The sequence below is a fragment of the Streptomyces sp. NPDC002835 genome, assembly GCF_053591995.1.
Map to the genome: position 1 here is coordinate 63,299 of NZ_JBSFUW010000023.1, position 15,350 is coordinate 78,648.

Genomic DNA, 15,350 nt, shown 5'->3' on the forward strand with positions numbered 1-15,350 from the left:
GCCCGTTCCGTGAGGTCGCCCTCGCGTCGATCAGCCGAGGAGCTGGTTCTGCAGGACCACGGTCTGGTGGAAGGGGACGAGCGGCGCGGCGCCCTTCCGGGAGACCGCGACCAGGGCGACCGTGTCGCCGGCCATGATGTACGCGTGCCGGACGTGGACCGGGCCGCGGGGTGCGGCCTCGTCGTACACGTAGCGCTCGGTGGACGTGACCCGCGCCGCACTGTCGTACTTGGTGTCGAACGAGGACAGCTCCTCGACACCGGTCGGCCGCACCGTCGTGTCGGGCGCACCTCCCAGCTGCTCGCTGAAGAAGTGGCCGGCGAGCGCGGAGGTGTGGAACCGGAGCAGGAAGATCCGTGCCGACGTGCCGTCCGGCACCGACCAGCCGCGCGCCGCGATGTGGCGCAGACCGCCCTCGGTGAGCTGCTCGCGCAGCGCCTCGCGGTCGTCGGCGGCGTACTGCCCGAGGTACTTGTCGACCGGCACCCGGCTGCGCTCGCCGCCCAGGTCCGGCTCGGGCGTGGCGCCCGCCGGCGCCGGGAGCAGCAGTTGCTCCAGGTCGGCGTAGTGGATCTCGCCGAGGTTCTCCTGGGCGAAGGGGAGCGGGGCGCCGGGCGGCAGCGTGGGCCGGGAGAGCGGCGGATACTCCCAGCGTCCATCGCCCAGCGTGGAGAGGCCGGGTACGTCGGTGCGCTCCTGCTCGGCGATGCCGAGGGCGGCGCCGGTGCCGACCGCCGCGAAGACGACCACGGCGGCCGTCCACCGCAGCGCGGCCCGCAGCTTCCGCCGGTCCCGCGGCACGGAGGGCACGGGCTCGGGAGCGACGGGCTCGTAGGGGACAGGCTCGGAGGGGACGGGCTCGGGAGCGACCGGCCCGGAGGCGACCGGCCCGGAGGCTTGCGAGGGTGCCGCGTCCACGGGCGCCTCGGTAGACGGCGCCTCAGTAGACGCCGGCTCGGTGGGATCCGGAGGCGGTGTCGTGGTGGCGTTGGCGTCGGTCACACGGACTCCCCGGGCGAAGCGATGTGGTCGAGCTGATCGCGGACCATGTCGGCGATCGTCTTCTTGGGTAGCGACTTGTTGCCGTAGGCGTACATCGTCACCAGCACCTCGCCCACGTGGCCGCTGCACATCATGCCGTCGAGCTCGAGGTCCTTCGTCACGGGCATCAGATGGCATCGGGCGTCGGGGTGGCCCTCGATCTTCGGGCCCTTCCGGAACTTGTCGAGCGCGTCGGCAAGCGACTTCCGGAACGCGGCCAGATCGCCGACGGCCTTGGTGTTCTCCAGCTGCGTCAGACGCGTCTCCACCACGTACTCGGGGTACTGCGACGGGCGGTAGCTGCGCATGGCCAGGCCCTTGATACGAAGCTTCTCCACGGCCTTGTCGTGCTGCTTGCGCTGAGCGCTGGGCAGACCGCGCGACCCCTGCTTGACCAGCGCGACGGCGCGCTGCGCATCGATCACCGTGTCGTTGCCGTGTTCGTCGACGTCGGGTCCCAGCACCCAGGCCCTCGGCACCGGCAGCAGTTGGGCGGCGAGGCCGTCGGGTTCGAGCGACGGAAGGTCACGCTCGGGGTTCTCTGCGGGCTGGGCCCAGACGGTGGTGGGCGCGGTGCGGTCCGCGTCCTTCAGGACCGACCAGCCCCAGGCGCCCGCGCCGGCGACCAGCGCCAGGCTCACGGCGGTGGCGACGACGGCCACCGGGAAGCGGCGGCGCCGGGCGGGAGCGACCGGGGCCACCGTCGGTCCGCTCTGCTCGCCGGTCGCGTCGGCTACGCCGGCTTCGGGCTGCTCGGCGTGCGCGTACTCGTTCTCTACGGTCACAGTCGCTCCAACTGACGCTTGGCGAGCGACTTCAGTTCTTTCGCGTCGATCGGCCCCGAGTTGTTGTGGTAAGTGATCATCATCACGATGTCGCCTCGCCATGCCACCGCCCGGCCCTCGTACAAGGGCTCGTATCCGGCCTCGCGGTGCGGCTCGTCGAACACATAGGTGCGGCCGTTCGCGCTGCCGGGGATCGGCTCGCCCTCGTTGCCCGCCCAGTCGTCCTCGACCAGGTACTCGTGCTGGCCCTCGGCGAAGTCCTCCGCGTTGATCTTGGCGGTCTCCCGGAACTGCACCAGCCTGACGTCGACGTAGACCTCGCTGCCCTTCGACCAGGCGACGGTCGCGGACCGGCGGAAGTCGTGCCCGGCCAGGTCCTGGAACACCTCGTCCTCGTACTCGAACCACGTCGCGAACGCGTACAGGTCCTCCCAGCCCGGCTTCTGCTCGTGCTTCGTACCCTTCGGCTTCGGAACCAGCAGCTTCCGCAGATCACCGTCGGTCTTCACCCAGCGGTTCACCGAAACGGACCGTGCCGTGGTGTTCCTGTCCGCCTGGACCGGCTTCGGCGTCCTGATGTCCGGCTGCGACAGCGCCGGCAGCGGCGTGGGGTCGCGGTGGTACTGGACGGCGTATCCGGTGACCGTCCCCGCCACGACACCGAGCACCGCGGCGACGGCGATCAGCAGCGTGGTCCGGCCGCGCCGGCGCACGCGCGGCGCCGGTACGGCGGGTACGGCGGTCGCTTCCGGCTCGTCGAGCGGAGGCGTCGGCGGCGCCGGTGGCGCGTCGGGTGCCGGCTCCGGGTCCGGCGGCACGTGGTTGGCGTGCGTATCCAAAAGTGGCCCCCCTGAGACCTGAGGCACGGATTCCGTATCCGCGCCTCAGTGCAGACCGCGTGCGGATGACCATGGTTGTAACGCCGCGCATTACAGTTCGGCATATGGCGAACAAGCTCGTGATCAAGGTGACCGCCGGTGCCGACGCACCCGAGCGCTGCTCCCAGGCCTTCACGGTTGCGGCCGTGGCCGCGGCCAGCGGCGTGGAGGTCTCGCTGTGGCTGACCGGGGAGTCCGCGTGGTTCGCGCTGCCCGGACGCGCGGCCGAGTTCGAACTGCCGCACGCCGCACCGCTGCCGGACCTCATCGAGTCGATCCGGGCGAGCGGACTCATCACCCTGTGCACCCAGTGCGCGGCGCGCCGGGACATCTCGGAGAAGGATGTCCTCGACGGCGTACGGATCGCGGGCGCGCAGGTCTTCGTCAGCGAGATCATGCCGGAGGGCGTGCAGGCCCTCGTCTACTGACAAGGGCAGGCTGCTGACGCGACGACGGCTGCCGGCCCGGCCGGCTACGGGCCCGGCCGGCGGCGCTTGCCGTCGAGCTCGTCCCACCACTCGTCGGACTTCGGATCTCCGGTGGGGTCGTCCCACCAGCGGTCCTCGGGGCCGCGCCGGTTGGCGACCACGGCGGCGACCGGCGGGATGACCATGGCGACGAGGCACATGGCGACGGCGGCCGGCACGGACCAGAGCCGCACGACGGACCAGGCGGACACGAACAGGACGAGGCATCCGCCCATCAGCAGGAAGTAGTTGCGCCGCCGTCGCGCGTACATGTCCTCAGCGTACGACCGAAGGACCGCACCTCGTTCCCGGTAAGCGTCCAACCCCCAGGAGGTGCGGCCCTTCGGCCGGTCAACGGACTCAGACGGCGATCGCGACCTCGGCGAGGCCGCCCGTCTGCGCGACGACGGTACGGTCCGCCGTCCCGCCGGGAACGAGGGCGCGCACGGTCCACGTGCCCTCGGCCGCGTAGAAGCGGAACTGTCCCGTCGCGGAGGTCGGGACCTCCGCGGTGAACTCGCCGGTCGAGTCCAGCAGACGGACGTAGCCCGTCACCGGCTCGCCGTCGCGGGTCACCTGGCCCTGGATCGTGGTCTCACCGGGCTTGATCGTCGAGGCGTCGGGGCCGCCGGCCTGCGCTCCACACATGCTGTTCTCCTAGAGGAAGGTCTGGCGGGTTACTTGTTGGCGCCGAGCTCGATCGGCACGCCGACGAGGGAGCCGTACTCGGTCCACGAGCCGTCGTAGTTCTTGACGTTCTCCTGGCCGAGCAGCTCGTGCAGGACGAACCAGGTCAGCGCGGAGCGCTCACCGATGCGGCAGTACGCGATGGTGTCCTTCGACAGGTCGACCTGCTCGGCCTCGTAGAGGGCCTTGAGCTCCTCGTCCGACTTGAAGGTGCCGTCGTCGTTGGCGTTCTTGGACCACGGGATGTTGCGGGCGCTCGGCACGTGGCCCGGGCGCTGCGACTGCTCCTGCGGGAGGTGCGCCGGGGCGAGCAGCTTGCCGCTGAACTCGTCGGGCGAACGCACGTCGACCAGGTTCTGGGTGCCGATCGCGGCGACGACGTCGTCACGGAAGGCGCGGATGGAGGCGTCCTGCGGCTTGGCCTTGTAGTCGGTCGCCTCGCGGACCGGCACCTCGGCGACCAGGTCGCGCGAGTCGAGCTCCCACTTCTTGCGGCCGCCGTCGAGGAGACGGACGTCGCCGTGGCCGTAGAGCTTGAAGTACCAGAAGGCGTAGGAGGCGAACCAGTTGTTGTTGCCGCCGTAGAGGACGACGGTCGAGTCGTTCGCGATGCCCTTGGCCGACAGGAGCTTCTCGAAGCCCTCCTGGTCGATGAAGTCACGGCGGACCGGGTCCTGGAGGTCCTTGGTCCAGTCGATCCGGATCGCGTTCGTGATGTGGTTCTTGTCGTACGCCGAGGTGTCCTCGTCGACCTCGACGATGACGACCTTCGGGTCGTCGATGTGGGCCTCGACCCAGTCGGCGTCTACAAGGACGTCGCTGCGGCTCATGATGGTTCTCCTCCGGGGCAGTGTGCGGCGGTGGTGATGCGCGAGGGGTTGTGCGCAAGAGGTGTGCGGGTACGCGGAACGGCGTCGATCAGCACGGGGCGGCCCCGACGAGGTCGAAGGGCCTGGGATACGGGGCAGTGCTCCCGCTCAGACGGGGCGACAGAGCATGGCGGCGACGCGGCACAGGTCTACTGCCCGCCGCTTCGTGAGATCCGCCTGTCGCTGCTTCATGGGACCGATCGTAGGGACGAGTCGGGCACCGTGTCACCGGTGTGTCGTATGTTGAGACGCGATCGTCCACATTCCGATACGCAAGGGGGCGCGCGGCCTCCGGGCGAGCGCCGGGAGCGGCCTGCGTCACGCCGGCTTCTGCCCAGCGGACCAAGTCGTCTCACCATGCGGCCGGAGGCCGCGCTACGGGGCTCCGCGGCGCTCGTCGCGGCGGCTCTAGCCCGCCAGGGAGACGTCCTTGCCGGCGACCGTGATGACGACGCCCTCGGGCGTGGCCTCGACCTTCTCCAGGGTCAGGCCCGCCGGCAGCCCGCCCAGCCTCCGGTCGAAGTCCGTCTTCTTGCGGATCTCGCCCTCGAGTCCGGGGATCCCCTCGCCCGGCACCTTGTCGGCGCGCACCCTGATCGTGTTCCCGTCCACGATGCTCACGGTCGACACGACACTGCGGGTGATCTTCCCGACAAGCGGCAGCGTGACCGAACCGGTCACCTTCACCTTGCCGTTCCCGCCGTAGGCGACGGTGACATCGTCGTCGGCGGCCTTCGTCAGGTCCTGGTAGGTGATCCGGGCGGTGCCCTCGGCCCGCGCGGCGGTCGCGGTCGAGTACCCCTCGTCCACCCGGACATCGAACAGGTCCGCGGTCATCTCCTCGATCCGCACCGGCCGGCCCGCCGCCCTGGTCTCGATACCGGTGAGCTTGATCTCGACCTCGTCGAACTCCTTGGCAAGCGCCTGCGTCAGGAACGGGAAGCCCTTGACGGACACGTCCGTCGAGTCGGCCGTCCCCTCCTGGACCTTGATCCGGTCCGCGGCCTGGGACTCGGCCACATTGACCGCGATCCGGTCGGCCACGACGAAGAGACCACCGAGAACGACGGCGATGACGATCAGTATTCGCAGTGCACGCATGTGTTCGGTGTCCCCCACCTGTCTGGCCACGGACGTCCGTCGCCTGAATCAGTCCGGACGACACCTGCGCATTGATCGACGTCCGGCGGACGCGGATGGTTCCGTACCTGCCCGCCGGGCAGCCGGTCATGCGCCCGCCGCTACGCGAGTGCGCGGCCGATCAGATACACCGCGGGAGCCGCCGCCGTCAGCGGAAGTGCCACGCCCGCGGTCATGTGGACGAAGCGCGAGGGGTAGTCGTAGCTCGCGACGCGCAGACCGATCAGCGCGCATCCACCGGCGGCGAAGCCCAGCAGGGCGCCGTCGGCGCCCATGCCGGTGAGCGCGCCGGCCGCGACGCCCGCACCGGCCGCGGCCAGCAGGGACAGCACGACGGAGACGGCGCCGCCCAGCGGCAGCGCACGGGCGAGGGTGGCCATGGCGACGGCGATCGCACCGACGACCACCGCGTCGTCCGCGGCGGCGAGATGGCCGGTCGCGAGGATGGCGAAGGCCGCGGAGGCGACGGTCGCCATCAGCCCCTGCATCCTCTCGTCGGCCGCCGCCCGGCTGCGGAGCTGGAGGACGAGCGTGAGCAGCACCCACACACCGAGCGCGCCGATGATCGCGGTGGGGGCGTTCCCGTCGCCCGAGGCGAGCAGCGCCGCGTCGGCGGCGAGACCGCCGAGGAAGGCGAGGGCGATGCCCTGGCGGGCCGGCCACATGCCGTTGAGGCGGAACCAGCCCGCCGCCGTGACGGCCTGGAGCAGCACCAGCGGCACCAGCAGCGCGTACGGCCCGAGGGCCGCGCCGCCGGCGAGCAGCAGCGCCAGCGCGGCGGTCAGCCCGGCGGGCTGCATGCCCGGCGGGATGATCGGCGAGCGCCCCTCGGCACGGGCGCGCTGCGCGTCGGTGATCCGGGCGTTGCCACCGACCGTGGGCGGGCTGTAGCCGTCGGCGGGCACGGGCGCCGGTCCGCCGACGCCTCCCGCCGGTGCGGGAGCCTCCGGGGGCAGCGGCCGCCCCGCCGTGACGGGCCGCAGATACGCGGTCTCCTCGACGGCGGGACCGGAGGGCACGTGCTGTGCGGCGGGCTGTGCGGTGCCGTACGCGGCGGGCACGCCGTGCCCGTACGCGGGGTCGGCCGCGGGCTGCCCGTACGCCGGGTCGGCACCGAACGCGGCCTGCCCGTACGCCGTACCGGTCGCGCCCTGCGCCGGGTGCTCCGGTCGCACCACAGTCGGCTGGTACTGGGTGTCCCAGGTCTCGCCCTGCCACGTCTGCGGCGCCTCGTCGGCGGGGTGCAGCGGCTGCTGCCCGTACGGGTCCTCGTGGGGCGGCGGGTACGGCGACTGCCCGTACGGATACTGCTGATCGCTGCTCATGCTGTGCTGTTCACCCTCCTGCGAACGGCGGAAGCACCTCGACCGTGCCGCCCTCGGCAAGCCGTACGGTCTCATGACTCCGGGTGCCGACAGGGTCACCGTCGACGAGGAACGAACACCGCTGCAGTACGCGCGTCAGCTCCCCCGGATGCCGCTCGCGGACCGCGTCGAGCGCCTCCGCGAGCGTCGCCGCCGCGTACGGCTCCTCCGCGACACCGGCCGCCGCCTTGGCCGCGGCCCAATAGCGGATGGTTCCCGCTGCCATAGCGGCACTCCTCTCGTTCGTGTGCGCGCCGCTCACCATGATGGGCTATCCGGCGGTGAGCCAGTCCCCCAGGCGGGTCAGCAACTCCTCGCCCGCCGCGTTCTCTGCATGCCCCATGCCCGGCTCCAGCCACAGCTCGGCCGCCCCCTCGCCGGCCGCGGCGGCCAGCATCCGCGGGTGGTCGAGCGGGAAGTACGGATCGCAGTCGCCGTGCACGATCAGCAGCGGCGCCGGCGCGATCAGCGGCACGGACTCCACCGGGGAGAGGGGGACGGGGTCCCAGTCCCGGCGGTGGATACGCGTACGGAACCCGTACCGCCCGACGAACCGGCCCGTAGGCCGGGTGACCACCCAGTGGAGGCGCCGCATCGGCGCCGTACCGCGGTAGTACCAGCGGGCGGGGGCGCTCACCGCGGCGACCGCGTCCGTACGCGCCTCAGTGCGCCCCTCGTGCTTCTGTGAGCCGTAGAGCGCCGCGTGCCGCAGCGCGACCGAGCCACCCATGGAGAAGCCGACCGTCACCACCCGCCGGTGCCCGAGGGACCGCGCCCACTCGACGGCCGCCGCCAGGTCCAGCACCTCCCGGTCGCCCACGGTCGACCGCCCACCGGAACGGCCGTGTCCACGGAACGAGAAGGTCACGACCCCCGCGTACCGCCTGAAGGTCCGTGCGGCGCGGCGCACTGCGGGGCGGTCCACGGAGCCGGTGAAACCGTGCGCGACGACGATCGCGGTGTCCGTCGGACCGGCCGTCGACGGCTCGTGGAACGCCTCGATCCGGACCCCGTCCGATGTCGTCAGAGTTGCGCGCCGAGGTCTGGAAGTGATCCTTGATACGTCCACAGTGTGAAAACGGCCCTCTCCCACGGAACTCATGTGGGTTATTCTGCTGGGCAGAGGATCCGGGCAATGCAGCCCCCGGGTCCTTTTGTGTTTCCCGGCCGTTGTTACAGGCTGGTGAACAAAGCCTCACAAAGGCTCTCGGGCACGAGAGAGCCGCCGTACGAAGCAGTGCACGTCCTCGCAGGGACCGAGGAGGAACCGACGTCATGGACGAGCGATCCGACGAGCCAGGCCGATCCACCGAACGCAGGACGAACAGGGCAGGTGAGACGCGATGAGCTCTCTGCTGCTCCTCACGAACGCACTCCAGCCGTCGACGGAGGTGCTCCCCGCCCTCGGACTGCTCCTGCACAACGTACGGGTGGCCCCCGCCGAGGGGCCCGCCCTCGTGGACACCCCCGGGGCCGACGTGATCCTCGTCGACGGCCGCCGCGATCTGCCGCAGGTGCGATCCCTGTGCCAGCTGCTGCGGTCCACCGGGCTCGGCAGCCCGCTGATCCTCGTCGTCACGGAGGGCGGCCTCGCGGCCGTCACCGCGGACTGGGGCATCGACGACGTGCTGCTCGACACGGCGGGACCCGCCGAGGTCGAGGCGCGGCTGCGCCTCGCGACGGGCCGCCGGCAGATCACCTCCGACGACTCCCCGATGGAGATCCGCAACGGCGACCTGTCGGTCGACGAGGCGACGTACAGCGCGAAACTCAAGGGCCGGGTCCTGGACCTGACCTTCAAGGAATTCGAGCTGCTCAAATACCTCGCGCAGCACCCCGGCCGGGTCTTCACCCGGGCGCAGCTGCTCCAGGAGGTCTGGGGCTACGACTACTTCGGCGGCACGCGCACGGTCGACGTCCATGTGCGACGGCTGCGCGCCAAACTCGGCCCGGAGCACGAGTCGCTGATCGGTACCGTCCGGAACGTCGGCTACCGCTTCGTCGCCCCGGAAAAGGTCGAACGTGCGGCCGAAGAGGCCAAGGCGAAGGCGGCGGAGACCGTAGCCCGTACGGAGGACGGCCACGAGGTGGAGGAAGCGGCCGTACGCCCTGCCCAGAGGTAGGTCACCACGCGTAGACTTCGCGCGTGGCCAAGGTGACGCGGGACGATGTGGCAAGACTGGCGGGGACTTCGACCGCGGTCGTCAGCTACGTCATCAACAACGGACCCCGGCCGGTCGCCCCGGCCACGCGCGAGCGGGTACTCGCCGCGATCAAAGAGCTGGGGTACCGGCCCGACCGGGTCGCCCAGGCGATGGCGTCCCGGCGCACCGACCTCATAGGCATGATCGTGCCCGACGCCCGGCAGCCGTTCTTCGCGGAGATGGCGCACGCGGTCGAACAGGCCGCGGCCGAGCGCGGGAAAATGGTCCTCGTCGGCAACTCCGACTACCGCGACGAGCGCGAGGTCCACTATCTGCGGGCCTTCCTCGGCATGCGGGTCTCCGGACTGATCCTGATCAGCCAGGGCATGAGCGAGCGGGCCGCGGCTGAGATCGAGGCGTGGGACGCGCGGATCGTGCTGTTGCACGAGCGGCCCGAGGCGATCGACGACGTCGCGGTCGTGACGGACGACATCGGCGGCGCGCAGCTCGCCACCCGCCATCTGCTGGAGCACGGCCACGCGTACGTCGCCTGCCTCGGCGGCGTCGAGTCCACGCCGTCGGTCGGCGACCCGGTGGCCGACCACGTCGAGGGCTGGCGGCGGGCGATGCTCGAGTCCGGCCGGTCGGTCGAGGGCCGGCTCTTCCAGGCCCCGTACAACCGGTACGACGCGTACCAGCTCGCGCTGAAGCTGCTGGCCGGTCCGGACCGGCCGCCGGCGATCTTCTGTTCGACCGACGACCAGGCGTTCGGTGTGCTGCGGGCGGCGCGGGAGCTGCGGATAGACGTGCCGGGGGAGCTGGCGGTGGCCGGCTTCGACGACGTCAAGGAAGCGGCGCTGACGGATCCGCCGCTGACGACGATCTCCTCCGACCGGCCGGCGATGGCGCGCGCGGCGGTCGACCTCGTCCTGGACGACGGGCTCCGGGTCGCGGGCTCGCGTCGCGAACGCGTGAAGCTCTTCCCGTCGGGCCTGGTCATCCGCCGCTCCTGCGGCTGCGGCACGCAGCCGTAGCGGCGGCGCGGGCCGCGCGGGGGCCCGGGCCCAGCCCGGCTCGGGTACGTCCGGGCTGCGGGCCGGGGGACCGCTGCGCGGGGCTGTTCCCCTACCCTCCTCCTGCGGCCTGGCGGCCGCGGGGGGACCCCCACCTTCCCGTAACCGGGCTCTGCCCGGACCCGCGCCTCAAACGCCGACGGGGCTGGGTGTGGCCGGTCTCGTCGGGGCTTGCCCCCCACGCGGCGGAGCCGCACATCCGGTACAGCGGGAAGGGGCGGGTAGGGGAACACACCCGCCGCAGGCGGCACCTACCCGCACCGCTTACATCGGACATACACGGTTCTGCCGGACTTCTCAGCACCCCCTCAGACCGTTCTCATCCACGCCCCCGACAGTCGTCCCATGAGCACCCACTACCCGCCCCCGCCCCACTACCCGCCCACCCCCCACCGCGCCAGGGCCAAGCGCCCCGTCGCTCTCATCGCCGCCGTCGCGATCGTCTCCGCGGCCGTCGGCGGTGGCGCGTCCGCGCTGGTCGGTGGGCTCGTCGGCGAGACCGGCAGCAGCGGCCACAGCCCCGTCGCGACCGGCACCAACGTGTCGCAGAGCAGCAAGGGCACCGTCGCCGGCGTCGCGCAGGCCGTCTCGCCGAGCATCGTCGAGATCAGCGCCGCCTCGAACGCCGGCCGGTCCACCGGCTCCGGCGTGATCATCACGGCGGACGGTGAGATCGTCACCAACAACCACGTCATCTCCGGCGCCTCGGCCGTCAAGGTCCGGCTCAGCGACGGCAAGACGTACGAGGCGGACGTCCTCGGCACGGACCCCGCCAAGGACCTCGCCCTGATCAAGCTGCGGAACGCGTCCGGGCTGAAGGCCGCCACGCTCGGCGACTCGGGCAAGGTCAAGGTCGGTGACGAGGTCGTCGCGATCGGTTCGCCCGAGGGACTCACCGGCACGGTGACCAGCGGGATCGTCTCCGCCCTCGACCGGGACGTCACCGTGGCCAGGGACGAGGAGCGGCAGCAGGACCCGCGCCAGGGCTGGCCCTTCGAGTTCGGCGGGCAGGAGTTCAACGGGGACACCGGCGAGTCGACGACCACGTACAAGGCGATCCAGACCGACGCCTCGCTCAACCCGGGAAACTCCGGCGGCGCCCTGATCAACATGAACGGGGAGATCATCGGCATCAACTCCGCCATGTACTCCCCGAGCGCCGCCACCGGCTCCACCGCCGGCAGTGTCGGTCTCGGCTTCGCCATCCCGGTGAACACCGTCAAGGCGGACCTGGACAGCCTCCGTGCCGGCGACAGCGGCAGCAACGCCGCCGGTACCTGAGCGCGTGCGAGGCTTGGCCCATGACTGAAGGCGAGCGCGAGCGCATCCTGATCGTCGACGACGAGCCCGCCGTGCGCGAGGCGCTGCGGCGCTCCCTTGCGTTCGAGGGGTACGACACCCAGGTCGCCGTCGACGGCGTCGACGCGCTCGCCCGGGCGGAGGCGTACGCGCCCGACCTGATCGTGCTCGACATCCAGATGCCCAGGATGGACGGGCTGACCGCGGCCCGCCGGATGCGGGCCGGGGGATCGACCGTGCCGATCCTGATGCTCACGGCCCGCGACACCGTCGGCGACCGGGTCACCGGTCTCGACGCCGGCGCCGACGACTACCTGGTCAAGCCGTTCGAACTGGACGAGCTGTTCGCCCGTATCCGCGCCCTGCTGCGGCGCAGCTCCTACGCGGCCGCGGCGGCCGGCGCGGAGACCGCGGAGGACCATGTGCTGGCCTTCGCCGACCTGCGGATGGACCTCGCGACCCGCGAGGTCACCCGCGGTACGCGCAGGGTGGAACTGACCCGTACCGAGTTCACGCTGCTGGAGCTCTTCCTCGCGCACCCGCGCCAGGTGCTCACGCGGGAGCAGATCCTCAAGTCCGTCTGGGGTTTCGACTTCGAGCCGAGCTCCAACTCCCTGGACGTGTACGTCATGTATCTGCGGCGCAAGACGGAGGCGGCCGGCGAGCCGCGTCTGGTCCACACGGTGCGCGGCGTGGGGTACGCGCTGCGCACCGGCCCGGAGTGACCTCGTGACGAACAGGTTCCACGCGCTGCCCCTGCGGACCCGGCTGGCGCTGCTGGTGGCGACGGCGGTGACGATCGCGGTCGCGGCCGTCTCGACGGTGTGCTGGTTCGTCGTGCACGACAAGCTGTACGACGCCGTCGACGACAAGCTGCTCACCAGGAGTGAGACCCTGGACCTGCGGGCCGTGGCCGTCGCGGCCACGCTCCAGAGCTGCCCGCAGGCGGCCGCCCCGCAGGACCAGTTCGCCCCGCCGCGCGACTACTACTTCCAGCTCGTGCGGACCGCCGACGACCGGCCGTGCGTCTTCCCCGTGGACTCCGTCGGAACGGTCCAGGTCGAGGAGAGCGACCAGCAGGTCGCCCGGCAGGCGGATCCGGAGATCCTGAGCTACCGCGACGGCACGGACACCGACGGGCGGCCCGTGCGCGTGCTGACCGTCGCCGCGTCCGTGGACACGGGAAACGCGGTCGTCCGGGACACCGCCCTGATGATCGGCGTACCGCTCGCCGACACCGAACGCACCCTGAACGACCTGGCCCTGCTGCTGCTCGCCGTGTCGGGCGTCGGCGTGGTGGGCGCGGGGGTGGCGGGGCTGGCCGTGGCCCGCACCGGTCTGCGGCCCGTCGACCGACTGACCGGCGCCGTCGAGCACGTCGCCCGCACCGAGGACCTGAGCGTACGCATCCCCGTCGACGGGGAGGACGAGATCGCCCGGCTGTCCCGGTCGTTCAACGCGATGACCGCCGCGCTCGCCTCGTCGCGCGATCTGCAGAAGCAGCTGATCGCGGACGCAGGCCACGAGCTGCGCACGCCGCTGACGTCGTTGCGTACGAACATCGAGCTGCTCGCCCGCAGCGAGGAGACCGGCCGGGCGATCCCGGCGGACGACCGGCGGGCGCTGCTGGACTCGGTCAAGGCGCAGATGACCGAACTGGCCGCGCTCATCGGGGATCTGCAGGAGCTGTCCCGGCCGGACGTGGGAGCGAGCGGCCGGGTGCAGGTCGTGGCGCTGCACGAGATCGCGCGGACGGCTCTGGACCGCGCACGGCTGCGCGGGCCCGAACTGACCTTCACGGCCGCGCTGGAGCCGTGGTACGTCCGGGCCGACCACGCCGCGCTGGAGCGGGCGCTGGTGAACGTCCTGGACAACGCGGTGAAGTTCTCGCCGCCCGGCGGCGAGGTCGAGGTGGGCCTGCGGGCGGGCGAGCTGTGGGTGCGGGACCACGGGCCGGGCATCCCGCCGGAGGAACTGCCGCATGTCTTCGAGCGGTTCTGGCGCTCGCCGTCCGCCCGGGCGCTGCCCGGTTCGGGGCTCGGGCTGTCGATCGTGGCCCGTACGGTACGGGAGGCCGGCGGCGAGGCCGTGCTGACGCCCGCGGAGGGCGGCGGCACCCGGGTCGCGATCCGGCTGCCGGGCGCGTCGAGCCCGCCACCGTCCCTCCCCGACGGGCCCGTCCTTGACGGAGCCCCCTGAGGCGCACCGCCCGGCCCGCCCGCTACGGTCGTGTACATGCAGCCTCAGCAGCCGTACCAGAGTCCCGTCCCGCCGCCTCCGCCCGCGCCGCCCGTCGCGCCGGCCCGCAGCAGAGGCCCGCTGGTCACCGCTCTGCTCGTCGGACTGCTGGTCGGGGGTGCGGGCGTGGGTGCGGCCTGGGCGCTGACCGGCGGCACGTCGGGCGGGGGCAGCGCCGCCGACGACGCCCGGGGCGCCTGCGACGCGCTGGCCGGCTTCGACGAGTCGAAGCTGGCGACGAAGGGCAAGGAGGGCGAGCAGGCGATGTACCGCTTCGCGGGCGCCTTCGACCTGGCCACGGCCGCCGCCCTGGGCGACTCCTCGTACGAGCCGCTCAAGGAGGCCGTCACCCGGGCGCACCACCGTCATCGTCAGGTCTTCGAGGTCGACGCCGATGTGAAGAAGGACCTGGCCAAGGCCCGCGGCATCTGTGCCGACCTCTGACCCTCCCTCAGCCGTTGTGCCGGATGAGTGAATCGACCAGCCCGGCCCGGGTGTTCGGGAAGTCCGTCGCGACGATGCCGAGGCCGCGCCAGCCGCGCGCCTCCGGGCCGTCGAGGAACGCGTGGACGCGCGGGTTGAGATCGTCGGAGTTCCAGCGCGGCGGCAGATACGCGGACGTACTCACGTAGTTGACGAACAGCTTGCCCGGCTGCTGCACCGCCCTGCGGAAATGGGCCTCGACCTTCGGGTACTTGTCCCAGGGCGGCGCGTTCCAGTCGTCCTGGATGTCGAACAGCGCGCCGTCCCCGTAACGGACGCCCGGCAGGCCGCCGTTGTCGCCGAGGAGCACCACCCGTCCGCGCGCCTCGCCCAGCGCAGGGATGCCGGGGCCGATCCAAAAGAGCGGGCGCCAGCCGCGGGCGTCGAGGTAGTCGTCGAAGATCGCGCGGAAGGTGGCGTCGCCGTCCTGCGAGTACTCCTGCTTGACGCGCATCAGCACCGTCTCCGACGGGTGCGCGGCGAGGAAGTTCCAACAGGCGACGAGGACGTCGCCGAACATCATGTTCTGGTACGACGGCCCGTGGTGGATGGCGAACGAGCCGCCGGTGACCCGGCACCGGATGTCGAGGAAGCGGATGCCGCTGTCGAGCTGCTCAGCGATGGTGGTGTTCTGACACTCGCTCCACAGCCCGCCGAAGCGGGCGCCCGAGTCGTGGGTGCCGGGGATCGTCAGCCGTTGCAGGGGGGTCGAGTCGGCCGCGCCGGCCATCCAGTCCTGTGCGGACAGGACGCGGCGCGGTGCGGCGGCGGCGTGGGGGGCGCCGATGAGGGCGGTGGCGGACAGGGCCGCAGCGCCCGCGAGGAATCTCCGTCGGTCCATGGCGGGGAGTATGACGCGAGCACGACAACCACCGCCAGAGC

Annotated in this window: 19 protein-coding genes; 7 read left to right on the forward strand and 12 right to left on the reverse strand. The window is 71.8% G+C overall.

Features of this window, described 5'->3' with window-relative positions; genetic code table 11:
* Nucleotides 1–30 precede the first annotated feature (30 nt).
* From ACWD01_RS23585 to ACWD01_RS23595, 3 genes are all read right to left on the reverse strand, one after another.
* The gene (locus ACWD01_RS23585) at nucleotides 31–918 is read right to left on the reverse strand and encodes a hypothetical protein (protein ID WP_451164767.1); all 888 of its coding nucleotides are present in this window, start codon (nucleotides 916–918) and stop codon (nucleotides 31–33) included.
* An 80-nt stretch (nucleotides 919–998) separates the two neighbouring features.
* Nucleotides 999–1,826: a hypothetical protein gene (locus ACWD01_RS23590; protein WP_451164768.1), complete on the reverse strand. Its 828-nt coding sequence runs from the start codon at nucleotides 1,824–1,826 to the stop codon at nucleotides 999–1,001.
* Entirely contained in the window at nucleotides 1,823–2,665 is an 843-nt protein-coding gene (locus ACWD01_RS23595) for a hypothetical protein (protein WP_451164769.1), read from the reverse strand. The genes ACWD01_RS23590 and ACWD01_RS23595 overlap by 4 nt, the downstream gene beginning before the upstream one ends.
* A gap of 104 nt (nucleotides 2,666–2,769) precedes the next feature.
* On the opposite strand from ACWD01_RS23595, the gene ACWD01_RS23600 reads away from it, so the two are divergent.
* Entirely contained in the window at nucleotides 2,770–3,132 is a 363-nt protein-coding gene (locus ACWD01_RS23600) for a DsrE family protein (protein WP_356898685.1), read from the forward strand.
* Nucleotides 3,133–3,176: 44 nt separating this feature from the next.
* Here the strand turns inward: ACWD01_RS23600 and ACWD01_RS23605 are convergent, their stop codons facing one another.
* The 8 genes from ACWD01_RS23605 to ACWD01_RS23640 all read right to left on the reverse strand — a co-directional run bounded on the left by ACWD01_RS23605 (nucleotide 3,177) and on the right by ACWD01_RS23640 (nucleotide 8,333).
* Entirely contained in the window at nucleotides 3,177–3,494 is a 318-nt protein-coding gene (locus tag ACWD01_RS23605) for a DUF3099 domain-containing protein (protein WP_451164770.1), read from the reverse strand.
* Between the two features lie 37 nt (nucleotides 3,495–3,531).
* Nucleotides 3,532–3,819, reverse strand: a complete 288-nt coding sequence (locus ACWD01_RS23610) for a DUF1416 domain-containing protein (RefSeq protein WP_264244916.1) — start codon at nucleotides 3,817–3,819, stop codon at nucleotides 3,532–3,534.
* Nucleotides 3,820–3,848: 29 nt separating this feature from the next.
* On the reverse strand, nucleotides 3,849–4,688 hold the full coding sequence (locus ACWD01_RS23615) for a sulfurtransferase (protein WP_451164771.1): 840 nt from the start codon (nucleotides 4,686–4,688) through the stop codon (nucleotides 3,849–3,851).
* Between the two features lie 147 nt (nucleotides 4,689–4,835).
* On the reverse strand, nucleotides 4,836–4,919 hold the full coding sequence (locus ACWD01_RS23620; RefSeq protein ID WP_353850233.1) for an Ms5788A family Cys-rich leader peptide: 84 nt from the start codon (nucleotides 4,917–4,919) through the stop codon (nucleotides 4,836–4,838).
* Between the two features lie 216 nt (nucleotides 4,920–5,135).
* The gene (locus tag ACWD01_RS23625; protein WP_451164772.1) at nucleotides 5,136–5,828 is read right to left on the reverse strand and encodes an LmeA family phospholipid-binding protein; all 693 of its coding nucleotides are present in this window, start codon (nucleotides 5,826–5,828) and stop codon (nucleotides 5,136–5,138) included.
* Between the two features lie 140 nt (nucleotides 5,829–5,968).
* Nucleotides 5,969–7,192: a hypothetical protein gene (locus ACWD01_RS23630; RefSeq protein ID WP_451164773.1), complete on the reverse strand. Its 1,224-nt coding sequence runs from the start codon at nucleotides 7,190–7,192 to the stop codon at nucleotides 5,969–5,971.
* A 10-nt stretch (nucleotides 7,193–7,202) separates the two neighbouring features.
* Entirely contained in the window at nucleotides 7,203–7,457 is a 255-nt protein-coding gene (locus ACWD01_RS23635; RefSeq protein ID WP_451164774.1) for a MoaD/ThiS family protein, read from the reverse strand.
* Between the two features lie 45 nt (nucleotides 7,458–7,502).
* Nucleotides 7,503–8,333, reverse strand: coding sequence for an alpha/beta hydrolase (locus ACWD01_RS23640; RefSeq protein WP_451164775.1), 831 nt, complete (start codon nucleotides 8,331–8,333; stop codon nucleotides 7,503–7,505).
* A 241-nt stretch (nucleotides 8,334–8,574) separates the two neighbouring features.
* On the opposite strand from ACWD01_RS23640, the gene ACWD01_RS23645 reads away from it, so the two are divergent.
* The 6 genes from ACWD01_RS23645 to ACWD01_RS23670 all read left to right on the forward strand — a co-directional run bounded on the left by ACWD01_RS23645 (nucleotide 8,575) and on the right by ACWD01_RS23670 (nucleotide 14,429).
* Nucleotides 8,575–9,354, forward strand: a complete 780-nt coding sequence (locus ACWD01_RS23645) for a winged helix-turn-helix transcriptional regulator (RefSeq protein WP_451164776.1) — start codon at nucleotides 8,575–8,577, stop codon at nucleotides 9,352–9,354.
* A gap of 23 nt (nucleotides 9,355–9,377) precedes the next feature.
* A complete protein-coding gene (locus tag ACWD01_RS23650; protein ID WP_451164777.1) occupies nucleotides 9,378–10,409 on the forward strand; it encodes a LacI family DNA-binding transcriptional regulator in 1,032 nt (343 codons plus the stop codon).
* 384 nt (nucleotides 10,410–10,793) lie between these two features.
* Nucleotides 10,794–11,729, forward strand: a complete 936-nt coding sequence (locus ACWD01_RS23655; protein WP_451164778.1) for a S1C family serine protease — start codon at nucleotides 10,794–10,796, stop codon at nucleotides 11,727–11,729.
* Between the two features lie 20 nt (nucleotides 11,730–11,749).
* The gene (locus tag ACWD01_RS23660; protein WP_451164779.1) at nucleotides 11,750–12,472 is read left to right on the forward strand and encodes a response regulator transcription factor; all 723 of its coding nucleotides are present in this window, start codon (nucleotides 11,750–11,752) and stop codon (nucleotides 12,470–12,472) included.
* A gap of 4 nt (nucleotides 12,473–12,476) precedes the next feature.
* Nucleotides 12,477–13,946, forward strand: coding sequence for a sensor histidine kinase (locus ACWD01_RS23665; RefSeq protein ID WP_451164780.1), 1,470 nt, complete (start codon nucleotides 12,477–12,479; stop codon nucleotides 13,944–13,946).
* A gap of 36 nt (nucleotides 13,947–13,982) precedes the next feature.
* The gene (locus ACWD01_RS23670) at nucleotides 13,983–14,429 is read left to right on the forward strand and encodes a hypothetical protein (RefSeq protein ID WP_451164781.1); all 447 of its coding nucleotides are present in this window, start codon (nucleotides 13,983–13,985) and stop codon (nucleotides 14,427–14,429) included.
* Between the two features lie 7 nt (nucleotides 14,430–14,436).
* On the opposite strand, the gene ACWD01_RS23675 is transcribed toward ACWD01_RS23670, so the two are convergent.
* Nucleotides 14,437–15,309 carry a phosphatidylinositol-specific phospholipase C gene (locus ACWD01_RS23675; protein ID WP_451164782.1) on the reverse strand — a complete coding sequence of 291 codons (873 nt, stop codon included), beginning with the start codon at nucleotides 15,307–15,309 and terminating at the stop codon, nucleotides 14,437–14,439.
* Nucleotides 15,310–15,350 lie beyond the last annotated feature (41 nt).

Coding starts and splice junctions, on each gene's coding strand:
- ACWD01_RS23625 (WP_451164772.1), bottom strand. CDS start 5,828: ATGCGTGCACTGCGAATACTGATCGTCATCGCCGTCGTTCTCGGTGGT.
- ACWD01_RS23645 (WP_451164776.1), top strand. CDS start 8,575: ATGAGCTCTCTGCTGCTCCTCACGAACGCACTCCAGCCGTCGACGGAG.
- ACWD01_RS23615 (WP_451164771.1), bottom strand. CDS start 4,688: ATGAGCCGCAGCGACGTCCTTGTAGACGCCGACTGGGTCGAGGCCCAC.
- ACWD01_RS23620 (WP_353850233.1), bottom strand. CDS start 4,919: ATGAAGCAGCGACAGGCGGATCTCACGAAGCGGCGGGCAGTAGACCTG.
- ACWD01_RS23600 (WP_356898685.1), top strand. CDS start 2,770: ATGGCGAACAAGCTCGTGATCAAGGTGACCGCCGGTGCCGACGCACCC.
- ACWD01_RS23610 (WP_264244916.1), bottom strand. CDS start 3,819: ATGTGTGGAGCGCAGGCCGGCGGCCCCGACGCCTCGACGATCAAGCCC.
- ACWD01_RS23660 (WP_451164779.1), top strand. CDS start 11,750: ATGACTGAAGGCGAGCGCGAGCGCATCCTGATCGTCGACGACGAGCCC.
- ACWD01_RS23635 (WP_451164774.1), bottom strand. CDS start 7,457: ATGGCAGCGGGAACCATCCGCTATTGGGCCGCGGCCAAGGCGGCGGCC.
- ACWD01_RS23655 (WP_451164778.1), top strand. CDS start 10,794: ATGAGCACCCACTACCCGCCCCCGCCCCACTACCCGCCCACCCCCCAC.
- ACWD01_RS23640 (WP_451164775.1), bottom strand. CDS start 8,333: ATGAGTTCCGTGGGAGAGGGCCGTTTTCACACTGTGGACGTATCAAGG.
- ACWD01_RS23670 (WP_451164781.1), top strand. CDS start 13,983: ATGCAGCCTCAGCAGCCGTACCAGAGTCCCGTCCCGCCGCCTCCGCCC.
- ACWD01_RS23675 (WP_451164782.1), bottom strand. CDS start 15,309: ATGGACCGACGGAGATTCCTCGCGGGCGCTGCGGCCCTGTCCGCCACC.
- ACWD01_RS23630 (WP_451164773.1), bottom strand. CDS start 7,192: ATGAGCAGCGATCAGCAGTATCCGTACGGGCAGTCGCCGTACCCGCCG.